Source organism: Modestobacter marinus (genome assembly GCF_011758655.1).
GTDB classification, from domain to species: domain Bacteria; phylum Actinomycetota; class Actinomycetes; order Mycobacteriales; family Geodermatophilaceae; genus Modestobacter; species Modestobacter marinus.
Genome location: NZ_JAAMPA010000001.1, coordinates 2,931,525 through 2,953,215, shown reverse-complemented (window position 1 = coordinate 2,953,215; position 21,691 = coordinate 2,931,525). Strand labels below are relative to the sequence as shown.

Below are 21,691 nucleotides of genomic sequence, written 5' to 3'. Positions count from 1 at the left end.
GTCGTGCGCTGCGGTGTCCTCCTGCCGGTGCCCGGGCTGCCGGGCGAGGAAACGGGCCGCTGCGCACAGCGGCCGGGGCTGGCTAGGGTCCGCGCATGACGACGAGGTCACTGACCACCCTGTTCACCGGCGGCGCGTTCTTCGAAGGCCCGCGCTGGCACGACGGCACCTGGTGGGTGTCGGACTTCTACCGCAGGACGATCAGCCGGATCGGCGCCGACGGCGCCGAGCAGGTGGTGGCCGAGGTGGCCGGGCAGCCCTCGGGGCTGGGCTGGCTGCCCGACGGCACGCTGATCGCGGTCTCGATGACCGACCACCGGCTGCTCCGGGTCAGCGACGGGCGGACGACCGAGCTGGCCGACCTCAGCGAGCACTGCGGCGGTCACCTCAACGACCTGGTGGTCGACGAGGCCGGCCGCGTGTACGTCGGTGACTTCGGCTTCGACCTGATGGGTGGCGGGGCGGCGCGCACCGCGTCGCTGAAGCGGGTCGACCCGAACGGCACGGTCACCGTGGTCGCCGAGGGGCTGCAGTTCCCGAACGGCATGGTGATCACGCCCGACGGCGGCACGCTCCTGGTCGACGAGACGCTGGGCAACCGGGTCACCGCCTTCGACCTCGCCCCGGACGGCTCGCTGACCGACCGGCGGGTGTTCGCCCAGCTCGGCCCGGAGGTCACCGGCACCACCACCGAGGAGGTGCTCGGCCAGCTGGTGGTCGCCCCCGACGGCTGCACGCTGGACGCCGAGGGCCACCTCTGGATCGCCGATGCGGTCGGCGGCCGGGCGGCCCGGCTCGCCCCCGGCGGCGAGGTGGTCGACGAGGTGCGGGCCCCGGAGGGGCTGGGTGTGTTCGCCTGCGCCCTCGGCGGGGACGACGGCCGGACCCTGCTGCTGTGCAGCGCGCCGGACTTCTACGCGCACAACCGCGCGCCGGTCCGCGAGGCGGTCCTGCTGACCACCACGGTCGACGTCCCGCACGCCGGCCGCCCCTGACCCGCCGGAGGTCGCCCCGGCCCCGCGCGGGGGCCGGGGCGGGCCTCAGGACGGCGCGATCCGGGCCAGCAGCCGGTCCAGGAACGGCACCTGCCCGCGCACCAGCGCGACCCGGGCCTGCTCGATCGTGAGCCAGGCCGCCCGGTCGATCTCCGGGAACTGCTGCACCCGGCCCGACCGGGGCGGCCACTCGAGGTCGAAGGTGTTGCTGACGCACGCCGTGGCGTCCAGGTCGCCCCGCGCGGCGAACACGGTCAGCAGCTTGCCGCTGGTCACCCGCAGCTCGCCGAGGTCGAGGAGCTCCTGGGCAGGCACCGGCGAGCCGAGCTCCTCGGCGAACTCCCGGCGGGCCACCTCCAGCGGCTCCTCCCCCGGCCCGTGCTCCCCCTTGGGGACCGACCATGCGCCCTGGTCCTTGCGCGCCCAGAACGGGCCGCCCATGTGGCCGAGCAGCACCTCGACACCACCCTCGGCGGTCACCCGGTAGAGCAGCACCCCGGCGCTGCGAACAGCTGGCACCCCGGGAGCTTCGCACGGGGTCGGCCGGGGAATGCGGGTGCGCGTCGACCCGGCGTCGCGTTGACTGCCCCGGCCGGGAGGCACCGGCCCCCTCTGCGGAGGACGGGCCGACGAGACAGGGAGGGACCATGGAGACGATCACCGGGCGCCTGCTCAGCTGGGCGTCCGTGCTCGAGCCCAGCACCCGGGAGCAGGCCGAGCGCACCGCCGCCCTGCCGTTCATCCACCCGCACCTGGCGCTGATGCCCGACGCCCACCTGGGCAAGGGCGCGACCGTCGGCTCGGTCATCCCCACCGAGGGCGCGATCATCCCGGCGGCGGTCGGCGTCGACATCGGCTGCGGCATGACCGCGGTGCGCACCCAGTTCGACGCAGCCGCGCTCACCGGCCGGGACCTGTCCGTGCTGCACGGGCAGATCTCCCGCGCGGTGCCGCTGTCCGCCGGGCGGTACAACAAGGCCGTGCGGCCCACCGCCGAGCCGCGGGTCGCCGAGCTCCGCGCGCTGCCCGGCATCGCCCAGGCCGACGGCGCCGCCGGCAGCTGGCCGCTGCAGCTGGGCTCGCTCGGCTCGGGCAACCACTTCATCGAGGTGTCGCTGGACGAGCAGGACCGGGTGTGGCTGTTCCTGCACTCCGGCTCCCGCGGGGTCGGCAACAAGCTGGCGTCGGTGCACATCCGCCGGGCGCAGGAGTGGTGCCGGGCGCAGGGCGTCGAGCTGGCCGACCGCGACCTGGCGTACCTGCAGGAGGGGACGCCGGAGTTCGACGCCTACCTGGAGGCGCTGCGCTGGGCGCAGCGGTTCGCCCTCCTCAACCGCGAGGAGATGATGGACCGGGTCGTCGAGCAGCTGGGCCGCTTCCTCCGCGCCGACGTCCAGCGGCTGGAGACGATCGACTGCCACCACAACTACACCGAACGCGAGCGGCACGACGGGCGCGAGGTGTGGTTGTCCCGCAAGGGGGCGATCTCCGCCCGCCGGGGGCAGGCCGGGCTGATCCCCGGCTCCATGGGGACGGCGTCCTACGTCGTCTCCGGGCTGGGCAACGCCACCGCGCTGATGTCGGCGCCGCACGGAGCCGGCCGCAGCCACTCGCGGAACGCCGCCCGCCGGCTGTTCAGCCGGGCCGACCTCGAGCGGCGGATGACCGGCATCGCCTGGGGGCACTCCGACGCGTTCCTGGACGAGCACCCGGACGCCTACAAGGACATCGACCAGGTGATGGCCGACGCGGCCGACCTGGTGACGATCCGGCACACGCTGCGCCAGGTCGTCAACGTCAAGGGCGACTGACGAGAGCCCAGTCGTCGGCGGCGATCTCGGCGGCCTCGTCGCTGCCCAGCACGCCCTCGTCGACCAGCCGGCCCAGCACGTGCCCCTGCCGCTGGGCGGCGAGCGCCGGGTGCACCAGGGGGTCGTAGGCGGTGGGTGCGGCGAAGAGGCCGGCGAGCAGGGTCGCCTGCGCCCAGCTCAGCTGGTCCGGCGGCACCCCGAAGTAGCCCTCGGTGGCCTCGGTCAGCCCGACGAAGCCGTGGCCGTAGTACCCGTTGTCCAGGTACATCCGCAGCAGGTCGTCCTTGCTGTAGGCGGCGTCCAGCTTGAGCGCGAGGACGACGGCCTCGGCCTTCTGCACCGGGCCGTTCTCCCCGTCCAGGTACACGTTCTTGGCCAGCTGCTGCACGAGCGTCGACCCGCCCTGGTCGGTGCCCGACGCCAGCCCCCAGAACGCCCGGACCGCCCCGGTCGCGCTCACCCCGAGGTGGTCGGCGAAGCCGGTGTCCTCGGTCGCGAGCAGGGCCTGCACGAGCGCCGGCGCCGGCTCCACCTGCAGCGGGGGCGCGCCGTTCTCGGCCAGCTGGGCCGCGACCCGGGCCGCGGCGTCCTCGACCGACGGCGTCCGTGCCCAGCCGACGCCGACCACGACCACCCCCAGGAACGCCGGCAGCAGGGCCAGCGCGCCGAGGCGGCGCAGCAGCCGGCGGGGCCGCGACCGCCGGGTCGGTGCGGGTCCACCGGTCGCCCGGGCCCGCTGCAGGGTGCCTGCGGACACCGATCGACCACCTCCCGTCCGGCCGCACCGGGACCGGGACGGCACCGGTCATGATCGGTGCCGTCCGGGCCGGCGGGGAGCCCGGAGGACGGCCGGAGTGGCCCAGGGCGCTGGACTCCACCCTTCCGGGGGACGAGCGGGGCGGCTCCCGCTCAGCGGCCGGTCACTCCGGCAGCGGCCAGGGGCGCTGCTCACCGATGCCGAGCTGCGTGCCGCAGACCCGGTCGGGCGCGATGTCCTGGGGCCGGAAGTAGACCGTCGAGGCGGTGACGTCGTCGCCGAAGTCCTGCGGCGAGTCCGCCGTGGGCGGGGGGACCAGCGCGGGCTGCGTCGACTCGATCGAGAAGCGGATGACCCGGGTGAACTGGCAGTCGGTGGCGACGGACACGATGCTGAACTCGATCGGCGGCCGGCCCGTGCCGCGCGCGATGTTGTCCAGCCCGCCGGCCCCGGTCGATCCCTCGACGAGGTCGATCGCGCCGTCCTCGTCCTGGATCTCGGAGCTGTCGTTCTGGGCGTGGACGTGGCCGGAGATCGTCTGCCGGATCCGCCCGGGCAGCACCTCGCGCAGCTCCTCGGCGGCCACCGGCTCGTGGACGGCGAAGACGTCGATCGTCTCCAGGTCCTCCGCGGGGTCCTCCGCCGCGGCCTCGACGCCGTCCAGCGCCGACCCGTCCTCGCCGGCGACCGGGCCGTCCCCCACGGCAGCGCCCTCCCCGGCTGCGGACGCGTCGTCGGCGGGGTCGGACTCGCGACCCCAGAGGAGCGGCCCGTCGTCGGTGCCCGCCCCGTCCGCGGCGATCTCCTCGTCCTCCTCGATCTCCTCGTCCTCCAGCACGCCGAGGGCCTCGCGGACCGCCTCGCGCTGCAGCGGTTCCACCACGTCGGGCGCGTCGGCGCCGTACCGGCCCGGCCCGCCGTAGACCCGGGGGTCGGACAGGCCGGCCACGGTGAGCCCGTAGGCGTCCACGACGCCGGCGGACACGTCGTAGCCGCCCTCGGTGGCGACCTTGTCGCCCAGGACGGTGACGCCGGGGACGGTGCGCATGACCTCCACCGTGGCCGGCGAGTCGTGGTTGCCCGCCACCCAGAGCATCGGGGCGATGTCGGTGAGGGCCGCGATCGCCTCCAGGTAGGCCGGGGTCAGCTCTTGGCGGGTGCCGAACGCGCTCTCGTCGCCGGTGTTGACGATCAGGTCGACGTCGTAGTTGTCCGCGTACCGCGCCGCGAGCGGGTAGTTCGCCGACAGGTGCATGTCGGAGATGGTCATGACCTGCAGCGCGGTCTCCGGCGTCTGGGCGTCCTCGATCTGGGCCTGCAGCGCCGCCTGGATGCCGACCACGGAGCCGAGCACGTCCAGCGCCTTGTTCGACTGGTCGTAGTAGGCGCTCAGCTCGCTGGGGAACAGCTGCGCCGCGGCCAGCGTGCCGGTCAGCTGCGAGTCCCGGACCCAGTTCGGGTTGTAGCTGAGCACCCCGTACCCGGCGACGGCCACCGTGACGGCGGCGGCGCCCGCGGCCTGCAGCGACCGGTGCCGCAGCTCGTCCGGGCGGCGCGGCCGGCCCCGCAGGTAGCGGATCGACATGTTGATCGCGGCGGCGATGAGCAGGCCGGCGACGAGGCCCAGCACGAGCTCGGCGACCAGCCAGGTGGCGATCCGGGGCAGCTGGGCGGTGAAGTCGGCCTGCATCCGCTCCACGAAGCCGGGCAGGTCCCCGCCGGCCAGCTTCGTCAGCTGCAGGACGTCGACGTCGACCGGGCTGATGTGCACCCCGAACGGAACCCCGCTGACCTCCGGGAACTCCCAGCTGCCCAGCGTCGTGTCGGCGCTGAGCCCCGGCCGGGTGAACAGCGTGCCGCGCACCTCGAACGGCACGCCCTGCACGGTCGCCTCGTAGGGGAACGCGCGCAGCGCCGCAGCGGCGCAGGCCAACGGCAGGACGAGCCGCAGCGCCCACCGCAGCAGCACCTGGACGACGCGGGCGACGACCGACCCGGCGCGCCGGGCGATGAGCTGGGCCTCCTGGCGGCGGGTGAACGGGAGCGGGAGAGGGAGCTGGTCGCCACCCCGGGTGCTGGACATCGTGACTCATCTTCCCGCGTCGTGCGACGCGCCGCCGCGCTGCCCTGCCTCCCGGCGCGTCCGGCGGCCCGTGGAAGGGGCCGGAGGTGACACGCCGTCGGCCCGGCGTGGGACGCTGGGGCCTGACCGACGACGACGCTCTCGCTGACTCGCCGCCGACGAACGGGGCTCCCTTGGCACTGATCACCTGCCCCACCTGCGCTTCCGAGGAGATCTCGGGCAAGCCACAGCCGGACGGCCGGCTGCTGATCCACTGCGACGACTGCGGCGCCGAGTGGCTGCGCGGGGAGACCCGCCGCGACCCGGCCCGGCCCGCCGTCCAGTCCTTCGACTCCCTGCAGGCGTCCTTCCCCACCCCGGCCGACGTCCGTCCCGACGTGCGGGAGCGGGTGATGCTGCTGCAGTCGGAGTTCGCCATGGACCGGCCCGAACCGGACCCGGACGTCGAGCCCTACCGCGCGCGGTACGCCGCGCTGTTCAGCCGCGAGAACCTGCCGTCGGCGACGCCGGACCAGCTGCTGTACTTCGCCAACTCCACGACCGTCGCCGACCCGGGCAACGTGTCCGGCTTCAACCGGGCGTGGAAGACCGCCGGCCCGGACAAGGCGGCCGGTCAGGTGCGCGCGACGATCGAGCACCTGCTGTACGGGCCGGAGAGCATGCGGCTCGAGGACCGGATGACCCAGCTGATCGAGGGCAGCAAGAAGGGCCTGGGCTTCCCGTCGTTCAAGGAGGCGCTGCTGACCAAGGTCCTCTGCGTCGTGGAGCCCGAGCGCTTCCTGCCCGTGGTGCGGTACACCGCCGCGAACGGCGGGAAGAAGGAGCTGGCCCGGACGGTCTTCGAGCTGGACCTCCCGCCGGTGGAGAAGACGGCGTGGACCAGCGGCCGGCTGGCGGTCTGGAGCAACGACCTGCTCCGCTCGCTGGTCGGCAACGACCTCCCCGACCTGCAGCAGGCCGCGCGCTTCCTGCAGTGGGCCAAGGACCGCCCGGTGCTGTCCCGCGGCTGATCCCCCTGCGACGCCCGAACGCCCCGCCCCGGTTCACCCGGGCGCGGGGCGTTCGTCGTCCGGGGTTCAGCTGACGGCGACCGCGCCACCGGAGTTGGGCACCAGCTCGACCCAGGTGTTCCCCGGGGCCAGCCGGACCGGGTTGCCGTCGGCCCCGCGCAGGACCACGCGCTCCCCGACGCCGGTCTTGACCCAGGTGGCGGCCACCGTCTGCCCACCGGTGGCGACGAGGGCCTCGCCCTCGCCGACCAGCACGGTCTCCGGCACCGCGTTGCCGGCCGGGTCGCGGGCGGCGGTCGCCCGGACGTCCACCCGCAGGACGACGACGTTGGTGGCACCCAGCCGCGCGCCGTCGGCCCCGACGGCGGGGGTGCTGCCCTCGCTCCGCAGCCACCGGGCATCCGGCGGGCTCCAGGTCCACTGCGGGCGGCTGACCCCGGACAGCGTGAGCGCCAGGTTCGTCGCCGGGGTGCCGGCGGTCACCGCGGTGGCCTGGTCGGCCGCGGCCGCGAGGTCGAACTGCGGCGGCGGCGCCGCCTGGTGGGCGGGGTCGGCCTGGGCGAGGAGGAGCAGGGGGTCGGCGTGCACGTTGTGCGGGGCCGGCCGGTCGCTGGTGCGGGAGAAGCCGCCGGCGCCGGCGTCGTTGCTGAGCACCTGCATCCCGGCCGCGGCCACCGCGTCGACGTAGCCGGCCTGGCCACCGGAGAAGGCGAACAGGCCGTGCAGCGGGGCGGCGATCGCCGGGTCCATCGGGCGCACGGAGCGGATCGGCCCGATCCCGGCCGGCAGGTTCGAGTGGTAGACCGCGACGTAGCGGGAGATGCCGCCCTCGACGACCTGCTCCCACACCAGGTCGGCGGCGCCCAGGCCGGTCTGCGGCCGGGCGTCGGTGGAGTTCTCGACCTTGACGGCCAGCGCCGGGCGCGGGTCGACCGGGCCGCTCTCCAGCCCGGTGAGCGGCCAGAGCACCGGCGGGGGCGGAGGCGGCGGCGGTGGCGGCGGCGGGGTCGTCGCCGGCGTGCGCTCAGCCACGGGCGTCGTCCCCGTCGAGCTGCCGCACGCCACCACCCCGGTGAGCGCGACCCCCACCAGCAGGGCTGCGGCGAACCGGCGCCGGGGTGCCGGTCCGGCGCCGGCGGGGAGACGGGGACGGGTCACGGCGGGCGCTCCTCCGGCGACGATCTGTCCAGGCCGCCCGGCGGGCGGCGGGACCACCGTAGGTCCGCGGGGCCGCCTGGTCGGGCTGCCGCACCGCCGACGTCTCCCGGACCCGTCCGCCGGTGTGTCGTCACGCGGCGTGTCCGCCCCGCCAGGTGAGGGTGGCCCGGGCGGACCCGCTGTCCTCACCAGCAGGTTCCCCGCGGGCGAGGCGCCGGCATGCGGAACCGGCCGGGACCGGGATCGTCCCCGGGCTCTCGACGGAGCCCGGGGACCGTGCCTAGGTTGCCGTCACCGGCCGCCGAACGGGAGCTGCGGCCGCTTCCCCGAGAGGACGTCGATGTCGCTCCGCACCCGCCGGTCAGCGCTCACCCTGACCACCGCCGCGGCCACGGTCGCCGGTTCGGTCCTGATCGCCGCACCGGCCAGCGCCGGGGGCAACCCGCACCCGAACGGCTTCGCCCAGCGCGTGTCGACCGAGGAGGTCACCGCGCACCTCACCGCGTTCCAGGAGATCGCCGACGCCCACGGCGGGAACCGCGCCAGCGGCACGCCCGGCTACGACGCCTCCGCCGACTACGTGCAGGGGCTGCTGGAGGAGGCCGGCTACCAGGTCCAGCGGCAGTACTTCGACTTCGTCTCCTCCACCACCCTGACCGAGGAGCTGACCGTGGCCGGCGCGCCGGTCGACGTCATCGCGATGGAGTACTCGCCCTCCGGCGCGGTCACCGCACCGCTGTCGGCGCTGGCCGCCGACGACGCGACGCCGGGCTGCGAGGCCGCCGACTACCCGGCGACGGTGACCGGCACCGTCGTCCTCGTCTCCCGCGGCGCCTGCTCCTTCACCGTCAAGCAGCAGCTGGCCACCGCGGCCGGCGCGGTGGGCGTCCTGGTCTACAACAACGTCGCCGACGAGCCACTGAACGGCACCCTGGGCGAGGCCGTCCCCGGCGCCCCGGCCGGCGGGCTCACCCAGGCGGCCGGGCAGGCGCTGCTCGGCCAGGTGGGGCAGCCGGTCACCCTCGACATCCAGGTCGAGGTCACCGAGACCACCACCTCCAACGTCATCGCCCAGACCCCCTACGGCGACACCGACCAGGTGATCATGCTCGGCGCGCACCTGGACTCGGTGCCCGACGGCCCGGGCATCAACGACAACGGCACCGGCTCGGCCGGCATCCTGCAGACGGCGCTCGAGCTCGCCGAGCTGAAGCCGACCACCAACGCCGTGCGGTTCGCCTGGTGGGGTGCCGAGGAGTCCGGCCTGGTCGGCTCCTGGGAGTACGTCGAGTCGCTGACCGACGCCGAGCGCGCCCAGATCGCCGGCTACCTGAACTTCGACATGATCGGCTCGCCGAACCACATCATCGGGGTCTACGACGCCGACCAGTCGACCTACACCGCACCGGTCGCGGTGCCGGAGGGGTCGGCGTCGCTCGAGCAGGTCTTCACCGGGTACTTCGACCGCACCCGCCAGCCCTGGGTCGACACCGAGTTCTCCGGCCGGTCGGACTACCAGGGCTTCATCGAGTACGGCATCCCGGCCACCGGGCTCTTCACCGGCGCCGACGACATCAAGACCCCCGAGGAGGTCGCGCTCTTCGGCGGCACCGCCGGGATCCCGCACGACCCGAACTACCACTCCCCCGCCGACGACCTCAGCAACGTCGACCTGACCGCGCTGGGGATCAACAGCAAGGCGATCGCCTTCGCCACGCTGTCGCTCGCCCAGGACCCGACCCCGCTCGACCGGACCGACGACCACCCGGGCAAGGGCAAGGGCAAGGGCAAGGGCAAGGGCAAGGGCCAGGACCGCGGGCAGGTCGACCCCGGCAACCGGAGCACCGGCGTGGCGGCCTGACCTCCCACCGCTCCACCTGCGGGGCCGGACACCAGCTGGTGTCCGGCCCCGCAGCCGTGTCCGGCCCGGCCCCGCCCGGCCCCGCCCGGTGGTGGCAGCCACGGGGAGATAGCGTGCGGGAGCCGCCGCCCCCGGACGGCCGGAGGAGGACACCCCGCATGACGATCACCCGGTCCGACGTCCGGCAGGCGGCCGCCCGGATCGCACCCTTCGTCCGGCGGACACCGGTCGTGGTCCTGGCCGGCTCGGGCCTGGGGCTGCCGCACGACGTCGTCGTCAAGCTCGAGCAGCTGCAGCACTCCGGGTCGTTCAAGGCGCGCGGGGCGTTCAACACGCTGCTGTCCGCCGACGTCCCGGCGACGGGGGTCATCGCCGCCTCCGGTGGCAACCACGGCGCCGCCGTCGCGTACGCCGCCCAGCGGCTCGGGCACCGGGCGACGATCTTCGTCCCGGCCGCCGCGCCGGCGGCCAAGCTGGAACGGATCCGGCGCTACGACGCCGAGGTGGTGGCCGTCGGCCGTGACTACGCCGAGGCACACCGGGCGAGCGTCGAGGAGGAGACCCGCACCGGCGCGCTGCGCGTGCACGCCTACGACCAGCCCGAGGTGGTCGCCGGGCAGGGCACCGTCGCCGCCGAGCTGAGCGAGCAGGCCCCCGACCTGGACACGGTGCTCATCGCCGTCGGCGGCGGCGGGCTGATCGCCGGCTGCGCCAGCTGGTACACCGACAGCCTGCGGGTGGTCGGGGTCGAGCCGGAGCGGGCACCGACGCTGCACGCCGCCCGGGCGGCCGGGCACCCGGTGGACGTCGAGGTGGGTGGGCGGGCCGCCGACGCGCTGGGCGCCCGCCGGCTCGGCGGGATCGCCGCCGAGGTCGCCGCCCGGTACGTCGACGACGCCGTGCTGGTGCCCGACGACGCGATCCGGGAGGCGCAGCGGCTGCTCTGGGAGGAGCTGCGGGTGCTCGCCGAACCCGGCGGGGCCACCGCGCTGGCCGCCCTGCTGTCCGGCGCGCACGTCGCGGCCGCCGGGGACCGGGTGGGCGTCGTGGTGTGCGGCGCGAACCTCGACCCGGCGTCCTGGTCGGTGCTGCCCGAGACGGGGGTCTGACGTGCCGGTACTGCTGCGCGGCCTGGTCCTGCCCGTCCTCGGCGACCCCGTCCCGCGCGGCGCGGTGGTCGTGGAGGACGGCGTCATCTCCTACGTCGGTCCGGCCTCGCGCGCCCCGCACCTGACCGGGGAGGTCACCGAGGTCGACGCCGGCGACGGCGCGGTGGTCCCGGGGATGGTCGACGCCCACGTGCACCTGGTCGCCGACGGCGCCGCCGACTTCGCCGGTTCGGTGGTGGGGTCGAGCGCGGCGCAGCTGGCCGCCACCGCCGCGGACAACGCCCGGCGCTCCCTGGCCGCCGGCACCGTCGCGGTGCGCGACCTGGGCGCTCCCGGCGGGATCGCGATCGCCGTCGCCGCGCGGATCGCCGCCGGCCGCGCCGCCGGCCCGGAGGTCGCCGCGGCCGGCCGGGCGCTGACCGTCCCCGGCGGGCACATCCCCTACCTGGGGGTGGAGGTCCAGGGGGTTCCCGAGCTGGCCGCGGCGGCCCGCGCCGAGCTCGCCGTCGGGGCCGACGGGATCAAACTGGTCGCCACCGGTGGGGTGCTCACCCCGGGGTCCGCGCTCGGCAACGCCCCCTTCGCCGAGGACGAGCTGGCCGCCGCGGCCGCCGTCGCGCGTGCGCAGGGCCGGTGGGTCGCCGCGCACGCCATCGGCCACGAGGGCACCCGCCGGGCGCTGCGCGCCGGGGCGACCAGCGTCGAGCACGGCTACCTCCTCGACGACGAGACCGTCGAGCTGATGGCCACCACCGGCGCGGTGCTGGTGACCACCCAGGTCGCGGTGGCCCGGATGCTGCGCCACCGCGACCAGGTCGACCCGGCCGTGGTGGCCCGGGCCGAGGAGGTGCAGGCCGTGGCGATCGAGTCGCTGCGGCGCGCGGCGCGGGCCGGCATCCCGATCGCCGGGGCCACCGACGCCGGCACGCCGTTCAACGCCCACGGCGGGGTCGCCGAGGAGGCGGCGCTGCTGGTGGCCGACATCGGGCTGACGACGGCGCAGGCGCTGCGGGCGGTCACCGCCACCGCCGCCTCCTGCCTGCTCCGGCCCGACCTGGGGCACCTGTCCGTCGGCGCCCCCGGACACGTGGTGGTCACCGGCGGGAACCCGCTGGACGACGTGACCGCCCTGAGCGACGTGCGCACCGTCGTCCACCGCGGGCGGCTGGTCGAACCGATCCGGAGGACGCCGTGACCGACACCCCCACGATCTCCCTGCCGACCCCACCGCCGCCGGGGGCGAACTACGTCCCGGCCCGCCGGCACGGCGACCTGCTGTTCATCGCCGGGCAGCTCCCCTTCGTCGACGGCCGGCTGCCGCGCACCGGCAAGGTCGGCGACACCGTCGACGTGCCCGGCGGCGCCGAGCTGGCCCGGCTGGCCGCGCTGAACGGCCTCGCCGTCGCGAACGCCACCCTCGGCTCGCTGGCCGACGTGTCGGTCGTGCAGCTCACCGTCTTCGTGGCCAGCACCCCCGACTTCACCGAGCAGCACCTGGTGGCCAACGGCGCCAGCGACGTGCTGATCGAGGCGCTCGGCGAGCGGGGGCGGCACGCCCGCACCGCCGTCGCCACCCCGGTGCTGCCGCTGGACACCCCGGTCGAGGTCCAGCTCGTGCTCGGGGTCGGTGCCCCGTGACCGCCGTGCACGTCGACGAGGCGCTGCTGACCCGGTACGTCACCGAGCTCGGCGCCCTCGGCGACACCCCCGACGGCATGTACCGCTTCATGTACGACGAGGCCTGGCAGCGGGCCCGGGACGCGCTGCTGCGCTGGATCGACGAGGCCGGGCTGGAGGGCCGGGTCGACGCGGTGGGCAACGTCTTCGGGCGGCTCCCGGGCACCGGGGACGGCGTCGTCCTCACCGGTTCCCACGTGGACACCGTGCCCTCCGGCGGCAAGTACGACGGTGCCCTCGGCGTCGTCGGCGGGCTGGCCGCGCTGGCCGCGCTGCGCGCCCAGCACGGCACCCCGGTGCGCACGCTGGAGGTGGTCGCGCTGTGCGAGGAGGAGAGCAGCCGCTTCCCGGCCAACTTCTTCGGCACCCGCGGGATGCTCGGCCTGATCGCCCCGGACGAGCCCGACCGGCTCCGCGACCGGGACGGCGTGCTGCTCGCCGACGCCATGCGGGAGGCCGGCCTGGACCCGGCGGCGGTGGCGGACGCGGAGCGGCACGACCTGCACGCCTTCCTGGAGCTGCACATCGAGCAGGGCCGGGTGCTGGCCGACGAGGGCGTCGACGTGGGCCTGGTCGAGGTCATCCCGGGCATCGCCTGGGAGACGGTCACCGTGCGCGGCCGGCAGGACCACGCCGGTGCCACGCCGATGGACCTGCGCCGCGACGCCCTGCAGGCGGCCGCGCAGATGGCCCGGGAGATCACCACCGCGGTCGAGCAGGAGGGCCGCCCGGCCGTCGTCACCACCGGGCGCTGGACGGTCGAGCCCGGTCAGCCGAGCATCGTGCCCGGGCTGGCCCGCTTCTCCGTCGACCTGCGGCACCCCGACCTCGGCGTCCGCGACCGGCTGCTGGACGAGGTGCACCGGATCTGCACGACGGTGGCCGAGCGGCACGGGGTCGAGGTGGACGTCGTGCGGGACAAGGACGAGGAGCCCGCGACCATGGACGCCGGCCTGCTGGAGGTGCTCCGCGGCTCGGCCGAGGCGTGCGGCGCCAGCTGGCGGCGGATGCCGAGCGGCGCCGGGCACGACAGCCAGCTGATGGCCTCCCGGGTGCCGACGGCGATGGTGTTCGTGCCCAGCGTCGAGGGCCGCTCGCACACCCCGGCGGAGTACACCTCCCCGGCCGACTGCGCCCGCGGCGCCTCGGTCCTGGCCACCGCCCTGCACCAGCTCGCCTGGTGAGCGCCCCCGCGTTCCACCAAAATGGCCATTTTGGTGGAACGCGGGTGGGTCAGGCGGTGGGGACGGCGGGGCCGGTGCCGGCGAGCTCGTCGCGGTGGACGACGCCGTCCTTGACCACCAGCACCACCCGGCCGGTCACGGTGATGTCGGCGACCGGGTCACCGTCGACCACGATCAGGTCGGCCAGCTTGCCGACCTCCAGGGTGCCCAGCTCGTGCGCCAGCCCGAGGTTCTCCGCCGCGCCACGGGTGGCCGCCACGAGGGTCTGCATCGGGGTCAGCCCGTAGTGCACCATCAGCGCCAGCTCGCGGGCGAGGTCGCCGTGCGGGTTGAACGGCGTCCCCGCGTCGGTGCCCGCGGCGATCTTCATGCCGGAGGCGACGGCGGCGGCGAAGCTCTCCCGCTGCTTGGCCGCCTCCTTCTCCGCCTTCTCCACGACCCAGCCGGGGATCCCGGCGGCCGTGCCGTTCCGGGTGATCCCGTCGACGGCGAGGATCGTCGGCACCAGGAACGTGCCCTGCGCGACGGCGATGTCCAGCAGCTCGTCGTCGAGGTAGAAGCCGTGCTCGATGGAGTCGATGCCGGAGATCAGCGCATTGTGGATGCCGGACCGCCCGATCGCGTGGGTGGTCACCCGGCGGCCGGAGTTGTGCGCCTCCTGGGCGACGACCGCCAGCTCCTCGGGCAGCAGCGCGGTCTGGGTCGGTGAGACACCCGCGGTGAGCACGCCGCCGGTGGCCATCACCTTGATCACCGCCGCGCCCGCCTTGATCTCCGCGCGGGTGGCCTTGCGCACCTCGTCCGGGCCGTCGGCCTCGCGGCCGATGAAGTGCCCGTGCCCGCCGGTCATGGTGATCACCCGGCCGGCGGCCTGCACCCGCGGCCCGGGCACCAGACCCCGGTCGATCGCCTTGGCCAGCTCGATCACCACGTCGTCGGCGGCACCGCAGTCGCGCACGGTGGTGACGCCGGACATCAGCGTCTCCACCGCCCCGGCGGCCGCCCGCAGGGTCGCCAGCGGCACGGTGTCGCCGGCGGTCTGCGCCATCAGGTCCGGGGCACCGTCGGCGGTCAGGTGCACGTGGCAGTTGATCATCCCGGGTAGCACCGTGCGGCCGCCGCCGTCCACCACGTTCTCCGGCGCGGTGCTCAGCGCGTCGCCGACCGGGCCGATCCAGACGATCCGGCGGCCCTCGACCACCAGCGCCTGCCCGGGGACGGGCGGGGCGCCGGTGCCGTCGACGACGGTGACGTTGCGGAGCAGGAAGCTGGCGGGGGTCATGCGGTGCCTTCCGGTCAGGGGGTGGGTCGCCCGAGCAGGGCTCAGCTGGTCAGTCGCCCGAGGAGGGTGAGGTCGACGTTGCCGCCGCTGGCGACGGAGACGACCCGGGTGCCCGGGGCCAGGTCCAGCGCCCCGGTCATCAGCGCGGCCAGCGGAGCGGCGGCCGAGGGCTCCAGCAGCAGCTTGGTGCGGGAGACCGCCAGCGGCAGCGCCCGCAGGATGTCCTCGTCGCTGACCGTCACCACCCGCTCGACGAAGGCCTGCACGTGGTCGACGGTGACCTGCCCGCTCATCGGCGCGGCCAGCCCGTCGGCCACGCTGCGGGCGCCGGGGTGCCGCACCGGTCCGCCGGCGGCCAGGCTGCGGGTCATCACGTCGGCGGCCTCCGGTTCCACCCCGATCACCCGCACCTCCGGTGCCAGCCGGGCCAGCGCCGCGGCGACCCCGGAGATCAGCCCGCCCCCGCCGACCGGCACCAGCACCACCTCGGCGTCGGGCACGTCCTCGGCGATCTCCAGCCCGACGGTGCCGGTGCCGGCGACGACCGCGGGGTCGTCGAACGGGTGCACCGGCACCCGGCCGGTCTCGGCGACCGTGGCGGTGTAGACGTCCAGCAGGTCGCCGTCGGTGAGGACGACGTCGGCCCCGTAGGCGCGGCAGGCGGCGATCTTCGCCGGCACCGCGGTCGCCGGCATGACCACCGTGCCGGGCACCCCTACGGCGGCGGCCGCGTAGGCGACCGCTGCCCCCGCGTTGCCGGCGGACAGCGTGATCACCCCGCGGGCGCGGTCCTCGGGAGGCAGCGACAACACCTTGTTCAGCGCACCGCGGGCCTTGAAGCTGCCGGTCCGCTGGAACACCTCGGCCTTGAGGTCCAGCCGCACCCCCCACAGCTCGCCGAGGGTGGTGGAGCGGAGCACCGGGGTGCGGTGCACGCGGCCGGCCAGCCGGTCGGCCGCGGCCCGCACGTCGGCGAGGGAGACCAGGCCGGCCTCGATCACGGCGCTCACCCGGCCGGCCCGTCGACGGTCCGCATCCGCGGGTCCAGGGCGTCGCGCAGGCCGTCGCCGAGCAGGTTGAAGGCGAGGATGGCCAGGAAGATCGCGATGCCGGGGAACGTGGTGAGGTGCGGGGCGCTGAAGATGAACTGCCGCCCCTCCCCCAGCATCGTGCCCCACTCGGCGGTGGGTGACTGCACGCCGAGGCCGAGGAAGCCCAGGCCCGCGGCGAGCAGGATGCTCACCCCGATGCTCAGCGTGCCGTGCACCAGCACCGGCGTCAGCGAGTTGCGGAAGACGTGCCGGGTGATGATCCGCAGGTTGCTGGCGCCCAGCGCCCGGGCCGCCTCCACGTAGGGCTCCTCGCGCAGGCTGAGCACCGAGGAGCGGACCAGCCGGATGATCACCGGGATCACGCTGATCCCGACCGCGATGATCACGTTCTGCAGGCTCACGCCCAGGACGGCGACCAGCGTGAGCGCCAGCAGGATCGAGGTGAAGGCGAACATCATGTCCGCGAACCGGGAGATCGCCAGGTCGGCCCAGCCGCCGTAGTAACCGGCGACCATCCCCAGCGGCACCCCGATGACCAGGCCGATCGAGACGGCCAGGACGCCGATCAGCAGCGAGATCCGGGCGCCGTACATCAGCCGGGTGGCGATGTCCCGGCCCAGCTGGTCGGTGCCCAGCCAGTGCGACGCGGACGGTCCCTCGATCGCCTCCGCCAGGTTCTGCGCGTTCGGGTCGTACGGCGAGATCAGCGGCGCGAAGATCGCCAGCACGACGAACGTGACGATGATGCCCAGCCCGATCATCGCGGGGGTGTGGTGCCGGAACCGGCCCCAAGCTCTCATCGGACCCTCTCCATCATCAGTACCGGATCCGCGGGTCGACGACGACGTAGAGCACGTCGACGATCACGTTGAGCAGGATGAACGCCGCCGCGTAGACCAGGACGATCCCCTGGACGACGGCGAAGTCGCGGGCGCCGATCGAGTCGACCAGCAGCCGCCCGATGCCGGGCCAACCGAACACCGTCTCGGTCAGCACCGCGCCGCCGAGCAGGGCGCCGAACTGCAGGCTGATGACCGTCAGGATCGGGATGAACGCGTTGCGCAGCCCGTGCCGGATGATCACCGTGGTCGGCGGGGCGCCCTTGGCCTCGGCGGTGCGGACGTAGTCCTGGCCGAGCACCTCCAGCATGCTGGCCCGGGTCATCCGGGAGATCAGCGCGGTGGAGAAGGCCGCCAGCGTCACCGCCGGCAGCACGATGCTCAGCGGCTCGCCGCTGCCCGCGGCCGGCAGCCAGCCGAGGGTGACGGCGAACAGCAGGATGAGCAGCAGGCCCAGCCAGTAGACCGGCATCGACACGCCCATCATGGCCACGCTGGAGATCACGTGGTCGACGATCGAGTTGCGGCGGACCGCGGCGACCACGCCGGCCGTGACCCCGGCGATGGTGCCGATGATCGTGGCGACGACCGCCAGGATCAGCGTCGCCGGCAGCCGGACGCCGATCTCGCTGGCCACCGGCGCCGAGGTGCGCGCCGAGGTGCCGAGGTCACCGGTCAGCACGCCGGTGATGAACGACCAGTACTGCGCCAGCAGCGACTCGTCCAGCCCCAGCTCGGCGCGGAGCCGGGCCACCTGCTCCTCGCTGGCGTTCAGCCCGGCGAGCACCCGTGCGGGGTCACCGGGCAGCACGCGCAGCATCAGGAAGATCAGGATCGACACCCCGAACAGGGTGATCAACGACAGCAGCAGGGTGCGCACGATGTGCGCGGCGGTGCCCTTCATCCCCGTCCTCTCCCGTACCCGGACCAGCGGCCACCGCGGGTCGCCGGTCGAGGGCCGCCCCTGCCCGCAGGCAGGGGCGGCCGCCCGATGGTGGTCAGTTCGCCGGCCGCGCGTACATGGCGTCGAACTTCTCGACCGGGGTCGCGCCCACCCCGGTGATGTCCGCGTCGTAGACGATCGGGAACGACTGGGTCCACAGGAAGATCCAGGGGGCGTCGTCCCAGATGATCTGCGAGGCGTCGCAGTACAGCTGCTCACGGGTGTCGGGGTCGGTCTCCACGTCCGCCTGGGCGAGCAGCGCCTCGACCTCGGGGTTGGTGTAGAACGACGTCCCCAGGCCGGCCGGCGGGTGGGTGGCCTGGCGGAACATCTGCATCTGGAAGTCCGCGTCCAGGTAGGCAGGGGCCCAGCCGAGCAGGTGCGCCTCCGGCGTGTTCTCCGTGACCGGTGCGTTCACCCGGGCCAGGAAGGACGGGAAGTCACTGGTGGAGACGGTGACGTCCAGCCCGGCCTCCCGCAGGTAGCCGGCGATGGCCTCGGCCGCCTGGGCGTCCTGCACGTACCGGCCGCTGGGGGTGAGCAGCTCGATGCTCGCGCCGACCGCGCCGGCCTCCTCCAGCAGCTGCCGGGCCCGCTCGGGGTCGTAGTCGTAGGTGCCGGTCTCGCAGTAGCCGAACAGGCTGGGGGCCATCGGCGCGTCGAGCTCCTGGGCGGCGCCGAAGAGCACGTTGTCGATGATCGCCTGCTTGTCGACCGCGTAGTTCAGCGCCTGGCGGACCCGCGGGTCCTGCATCACCGGGTCGGTGTTGTCCAGCGCGATGAAGATGGTGCGGTCGCTCTCGGCGAGCAGCACCTCGACGTCGTCGTTGGCCTGCAGTGCCTCGATGTCGGAGACCGGCGGCAGGATGATCATGTCGACCTGGCCGGCGAGCAGCAGGCTCTCCCGGGTGGCCGCCTCGGGGACGACGCGGAAGACGACCGTCTCGTAGTACGGCTCCTCGCCCCAGTAGTCGTCGTACTTGGTGACGGTGACGCTCTCCCCGGCGGTGTACTCGCCGAACTCGTACGGCCCGGTGCCGACCGGCCGGGTGTACTCCTGGTAGCTGTTGCCCTCCGCGTCGACCGAGGTCGGGGAGATCATCCCGGCCACGGTCGCCGACAGCGCGCTCACGAAGCCGGGTGAGGGCTGGCTGAGGGAGATCTCGACGGTGTTCTCGTCGACCGCGGTGGCCGACTCGAAGGCCGTGAACGCCGCGCCCTGCGGGACCGTGAGCTCCGGGTCGGTGATCCGCTCGAAGTTGTAGACGACCGCCTCGGCGTCGAACGGCGTCCCGTCGTGGAAGGTCACGCCCTCCCGCAGCTCGAAGGTGATCGTCAGGCCGTCCTCGGACACCTCGTAGGAGTCGGCGAGCACGCCCTCGATCTCGCCCTCGTCGTTGATCCGCACCAGCGTCTCGACCACGTAGTCGACGATGTTGGACACGGTCGTGGTGGTCTGCCCGGCCGGGTCGAACGTGTCCGGGTCGATGCCCACGGCGATGGAGAAGGTGGCGTCGCCCCCACCCTCGCCGTCGGCCGCGGGGGCTTCCGGGTCGCTGACGCTGCAGGCGCTGAGCAGCAGGCCCAGCGCCACGGCGGCGGCCATGGACCTGATCCGGGAGGGGCTGCGTCGTGCTCGGGTCGTGTTCATCGGCTTCCGCTCTGACGAGGTGACACGCAAGGGGACGGACGGTGGGACGGTGTCGTCGGCGACGACGGGGCTGGGGAGGAGGCGGGGCCGGTCACGCGATCACCGGCTTGACCTCGGCGAAGTGGCAGGCGCTGGGGTGGCCGGAACCGGCGCGGTCGATCAGCGCCGGCTCCTCCTCGGCGCAGATCTGCTGGGCCTTGGGGCACCGGGTCCGGAAGTTGCAGCCCGACGGCGGGTTGGCCGGGCTCGGCACGTCGCCGGTGAGGATCATCCGTTCCCGGCTGCCCCGCTTGGTCGGGTCCGGGATCGGCACCGCCGACAGCAGCGCCTGCGTGTACGGGTGCGTGGGGCGGGCGTAGATGTCGGCCCGGTCGCCGATCTCGACGACCTTGCCCAGGTACATCACCGCGACCCGGGTGGAGATGTGCCGCACCACCGACAGGTCGTGGGCGATGAACACGTAGGCCAGGCCGAGCCGGTCCTGCAGCTCCTGGAGCAGGTTGACCACCTGGGCCTGGATCGAGACGTCGAGGGCCGACACCGGCTCGTCGAGCACCAGCACCTGCGGGTCCAGCGCCAGCGCCCGGGCGATGCCGATCCGCTGCCGCTGCCCGCCGGAGAACTCGTGCGGGTACCGGCTGGCCTGCTCGGAGCTGAGCCCCACCGACTCCAGCAGCTCGTCGACCCGGGCCCGCAGCTCGCTGCCGGAGGCCAGGCCGTGGATCTGCAGCGGTTCGGCGACGATGCCGCGCACCGTCATCCGCGGGTTCAGCGAGGTGTACGGGTCCTGGAAGACGAACTGCATCTCCCGGCGGACGGCCTTCATCTGCGACCGGCCGAAGCCGGTGATGTCCACGCCCTTGAAGTGCACCGAGCCCGACGTCGGCTCCAGCAGCTTGACCAGGGTGCGGCCGGTGGTGGTCTTCCCGCAGCCGGACTCCCCGACCAGGCCGAGGGTCTCGCCCGCGGTCAGCGTGAAGCTCACCCCGTCGACGGCGTAGACCGTGCCGACCTGGCGCCGGGTGACCCCACCGCGGATCGGGAAGTGGGTCTTGAGGTCGGTGACGCGGAGGATCTCCTCGCCGTGCGCGGCGCGGGTGTGCAGGTCCGCCGGCGCGCCGGTCGGGGTGGCGACGGTGCTCATGCCCCGCTGCTCCCCAGCCGGGCGCCCATCTCGCGGTACACGACGGCCATCTCGGCGGGGACCTCCTCGGTGAAGTGGCACGCGGCGCGGGTGCCCTGGCCGGTGTCGTAGAGCGGCGGCACCTCGGTGCGGCAGATCTCGCGGCCCTTGGACACCCGGCAGCGCGGGTGGAAGGAGCAGCCGGGCGGCAGGTCGATGAGGTTGGGCGGGGACCCGGGGATCGGGTCCAGCCGCGCCAGGTCGACGTCCAGCCGGGGCAGGCTGCTCATCAGGCCCAGCGTGTAGGGGTGCCGGGGCGCCGCGAAGATCGAGAAGACGTCGGCGACCTCGACCACCTTGCCGCCGTACATGACCACGACCCGGTCGGCGTGCTCGGCGATCAGCCCGAGGTCGTGGGTGATGAGGATGGTGGCGGCGTTGGTGCGCTCCTTCGCCGTCTTCAGCACGTCGAGCACCTGCGCCTGGATCGTCACGTCCAGGGCGGTGGTCGGCTCGTCGGCGATGAGCACCTTCGGGTCGTTGGCGATCGCCATCGCGATCATCGCCCGCTGGCGCATCCCGCCGGAGTGCTCGTGCGGGTACTGGTCGAAGCGGCCCTCGGGGTTGGGGACGCCGACCATCGTCAGCAGCTCGACCGCACGGGTGCGCGCGGCGTCCTTGCTGAGCTTCTTGTCGTGCAGCCGGAGCGCCTCGGAGATCTGCGCCCCGACGGTCAGCACCGGGTTCAGGCTGGTCATCGGGTCCTGGAAGATCATCCCGATCTGGCTGCCGCGGAGCCGCCGCAGCTCCTTGTCCGGCATGGTCAGCAGGTCGCGGCCCTCGAAGAGGATCTCCCCGCCGGTGATCCGCCCCGGGGGGCTCTGGATCAGGCCGAGGATCGACATCGCGGTGACGCTCTTGCCGGAGCCGGACTCACCGACCACGCCGAGGGTCTCGCCGGGGTACAGGTCCCAGCTCACGTCGTTGACGGCCTTCACGACGCCAGCGGGGGTGACGAATTCCGTCGTCAGGCCCCGGATGGAGAGAACAGGACTGCTCACAAACAGCGCCTCCTCGACCGATCAGTGGCTGAAAGCTAGGCCACTGTGACGGACTTTGGGTGACAGACATGTCACGACGGTGAGTCCATGCGTTC

At 74.2% G+C, this 21,691-nt stretch carries 19 protein-coding genes; 8 read left to right on the top strand and 11 right to left on the bottom strand.

Annotated elements, in window-relative coordinates; all coding sequences use genetic code 11:
* Nucleotides 1–95 precede the first annotated feature (95 nt).
* On the top strand, nt 96–995 hold the full coding sequence (locus tag FB380_RS13915) for an SMP-30/gluconolactonase/LRE family protein (protein ID WP_166755547.1): 900 nt from the start codon (nt 96–98) through the stop codon (nt 993–995).
* Between the two features lie 45 nt (nt 996–1,040).
* Here FB380_RS13915 and FB380_RS13910 read toward each other — a convergent pair whose 3' ends face one another.
* Entirely contained in the window at nt 1,041–1,514 is a 474-nt protein-coding gene (locus tag FB380_RS13910; RefSeq protein ID WP_166755545.1) for an NUDIX hydrolase, read from the bottom strand.
* Between the two features lie 128 nt (nt 1,515–1,642).
* Between FB380_RS13910 and FB380_RS13905 the strand changes: the two genes are divergently transcribed.
* On the top strand, nt 1,643–2,806 hold the full coding sequence (locus tag FB380_RS13905) for an RtcB family protein (protein WP_166755544.1): 1,164 nt from the start codon (nt 1,643–1,645) through the stop codon (nt 2,804–2,806).
* Here the strand turns inward: FB380_RS13905 and FB380_RS13900 are convergent.
* Both FB380_RS13900 and FB380_RS24765 read right to left on the bottom strand, forming a co-directional pair.
* Complete coding sequence (locus tag FB380_RS13900; RefSeq protein WP_166755543.1) at nt 2,793–3,563, bottom strand: biosynthetic peptidoglycan transglycosylase; 771 nt, start codon at nt 3,561–3,563, stop codon at nt 2,793–2,795. The genes FB380_RS13905 and FB380_RS13900 overlap by 14 nt on opposite strands.
* 163 nt (nt 3,564–3,726) lie before the next feature.
* Nucleotides 3,727–5,646 carry a metallophosphoesterase gene (locus FB380_RS24765; RefSeq protein ID WP_166755542.1) on the bottom strand — a complete coding sequence of 640 codons (1,920 nt, stop codon included), beginning with the start codon at nt 5,644–5,646 and terminating at the stop codon, nt 3,727–3,729.
* Nucleotides 5,647–5,819: 173 nt separating this feature from the next.
* Between FB380_RS24765 and FB380_RS13890 the strand changes: the two genes are divergently transcribed.
* Nucleotides 5,820–6,656: a hypothetical protein gene (locus FB380_RS13890; protein WP_166755541.1), complete on the top strand. Its 837-nt coding sequence runs from the start codon at nt 5,820–5,822 to the stop codon at nt 6,654–6,656.
* Between the two features lie 66 nt (nt 6,657–6,722).
* On the opposite strand, the gene FB380_RS13885 is transcribed toward FB380_RS13890, so the two are convergent.
* Nucleotides 6,723–7,814: a DUF3048 domain-containing protein gene (locus tag FB380_RS13885; RefSeq protein ID WP_229681872.1), complete on the bottom strand. Its 1,092-nt coding sequence runs from the start codon at nt 7,812–7,814 to the stop codon at nt 6,723–6,725.
* A gap of 340 nt (nt 7,815–8,154) precedes the next feature.
* Between FB380_RS13885 and FB380_RS13880 the strand changes: the two genes are divergently transcribed.
* The 5 genes from FB380_RS13880 to FB380_RS13860 all read left to right on the top strand — a co-directional run bounded on the left by FB380_RS13880 (nt 8,155) and on the right by FB380_RS13860 (nt 13,645).
* Complete coding sequence (locus tag FB380_RS13880; RefSeq protein ID WP_166755540.1) at nt 8,155–9,675, top strand: M20/M25/M40 family metallo-hydrolase; 1,521 nt, start codon at nt 8,155–8,157, stop codon at nt 9,673–9,675.
* 158 nt (nt 9,676–9,833) lie between these two features.
* The gene (locus FB380_RS13875; RefSeq protein ID WP_166755539.1) at nt 9,834–10,784 is read left to right on the top strand and encodes a threonine/serine dehydratase; all 951 of its coding nucleotides are present in this window, start codon (nt 9,834–9,836) and stop codon (nt 10,782–10,784) included.
* A 1-nt stretch (nt 10,785) separates the two neighbouring features.
* Complete coding sequence (locus FB380_RS13870) at nt 10,786–11,979, top strand: amidohydrolase family protein (RefSeq protein ID WP_166755538.1); 1,194 nt, start codon at nt 10,786–10,788, stop codon at nt 11,977–11,979.
* Nucleotides 11,976–12,422, top strand: coding sequence for a RidA family protein (locus FB380_RS13865; RefSeq protein WP_166755537.1), 447 nt, complete (start codon nt 11,976–11,978; stop codon nt 12,420–12,422). The genes FB380_RS13870 and FB380_RS13865 overlap by 4 nt, the downstream gene beginning before the upstream one ends.
* Nucleotides 12,419–13,645, top strand: a complete 1,227-nt coding sequence (locus FB380_RS13860; protein WP_166755536.1) for a M20 family metallo-hydrolase — start codon at nt 12,419–12,421, stop codon at nt 13,643–13,645. The genes FB380_RS13865 and FB380_RS13860 overlap by 4 nt, the downstream gene beginning before the upstream one ends.
* A gap of 49 nt (nt 13,646–13,694) precedes the next feature.
* Here FB380_RS13860 and FB380_RS13855 read toward each other — a convergent pair whose 3' ends face one another.
* From FB380_RS13855 to FB380_RS13825, 7 genes are all read right to left on the bottom strand, one after another.
* Nucleotides 13,695–14,927 (bottom strand): metal-dependent hydrolase family protein, encoded by a 1,233-nt coding sequence (locus FB380_RS13855; RefSeq protein ID WP_166755535.1) that lies wholly within the window; start codon nt 14,925–14,927, stop codon nt 13,695–13,697.
* A gap of 41 nt (nt 14,928–14,968) precedes the next feature.
* Entirely contained in the window at nt 14,969–15,937 is a 969-nt protein-coding gene (locus FB380_RS13850; protein ID WP_208382853.1) for a threonine/serine dehydratase family protein, read from the bottom strand.
* Nucleotides 15,934–16,779, bottom strand: coding sequence for an ABC transporter permease (locus tag FB380_RS13845; protein WP_166755534.1), 846 nt, complete (start codon nt 16,777–16,779; stop codon nt 15,934–15,936). Before FB380_RS13845 ends, FB380_RS13850 begins: the two co-directional genes overlap by 4 nt.
* 16 nt (nt 16,780–16,795) lie before the next feature.
* Nucleotides 16,796–17,722: an ABC transporter permease gene (locus FB380_RS13840; RefSeq protein WP_166755533.1), complete on the bottom strand. Its 927-nt coding sequence runs from the start codon at nt 17,720–17,722 to the stop codon at nt 16,796–16,798.
* 94 nt (nt 17,723–17,816) lie between these two features.
* Nucleotides 17,817–19,367, bottom strand: coding sequence for an ABC transporter substrate-binding protein (locus FB380_RS13835; protein WP_208382852.1), 1,551 nt, complete (start codon nt 19,365–19,367; stop codon nt 17,817–17,819).
* Nucleotides 19,368–19,503: 136 nt separating this feature from the next.
* Nucleotides 19,504–20,556, bottom strand: coding sequence for an ABC transporter ATP-binding protein (locus FB380_RS13830; protein WP_166755531.1), 1,053 nt, complete (start codon nt 20,554–20,556; stop codon nt 19,504–19,506).
* Nucleotides 20,553–21,596 (bottom strand): ABC transporter ATP-binding protein, encoded by a 1,044-nt coding sequence (locus tag FB380_RS13825; protein ID WP_166755530.1) that lies wholly within the window; start codon nt 21,594–21,596, stop codon nt 20,553–20,555. The genes FB380_RS13830 and FB380_RS13825 overlap by 4 nt, the downstream gene beginning before the upstream one ends.
* Nucleotides 21,597–21,691: the final 95 nt, after the last annotated feature.

What these genes read in the sequence shown, in the direction of transcription:
- FB380_RS13915 (WP_166755547.1), top strand. Translation starts at nt 96, where the DNA reads ATGACGACGAGGTCACTGACCACCCTGTTCACCGGCGGCGCGTTCTTC.
- FB380_RS13905 (WP_166755544.1), top strand. Translation starts at nt 1,643, where the DNA reads ATGGAGACGATCACCGGGCGCCTGCTCAGCTGGGCGTCCGTGCTCGAG.
- FB380_RS24765 (WP_166755542.1), bottom strand. Translation starts at nt 5,646, where the DNA reads ATGTCCAGCACCCGGGGTGGCGACCAGCTCCCTCTCCCGCTCCCGTTC.
- FB380_RS13880 (WP_166755540.1), top strand. Translation starts at nt 8,155, where the DNA reads ATGTCGCTCCGCACCCGCCGGTCAGCGCTCACCCTGACCACCGCCGCG.
- FB380_RS13875 (WP_166755539.1), top strand. Translation starts at nt 9,834, where the DNA reads ATGACGATCACCCGGTCCGACGTCCGGCAGGCGGCCGCCCGGATCGCA.
- FB380_RS13855 (WP_166755535.1), bottom strand. Translation starts at nt 14,927, where the DNA reads ATGACCCCCGCCAGCTTCCTGCTCCGCAACGTCACCGTCGTCGACGGC.
- FB380_RS13845 (WP_166755534.1), bottom strand. Translation starts at nt 16,779, where the DNA reads ATGAGAGCTTGGGGCCGGTTCCGGCACCACACCCCCGCGATGATCGGG.
- FB380_RS13840 (WP_166755533.1), bottom strand. Translation starts at nt 17,722, where the DNA reads ATGAAGGGCACCGCCGCGCACATCGTGCGCACCCTGCTGCTGTCGTTG.
- FB380_RS13835 (WP_208382852.1), bottom strand. Translation starts at nt 19,367, where the DNA reads ATGGCCGCCGCCGTGGCGCTGGGCCTGCTGCTCAGCGCCTGCAGCGTC.
- FB380_RS13830 (WP_166755531.1), bottom strand. Translation starts at nt 20,556, where the DNA reads ATGAGCACCGTCGCCACCCCGACCGGCGCGCCGGCGGACCTGCACACC.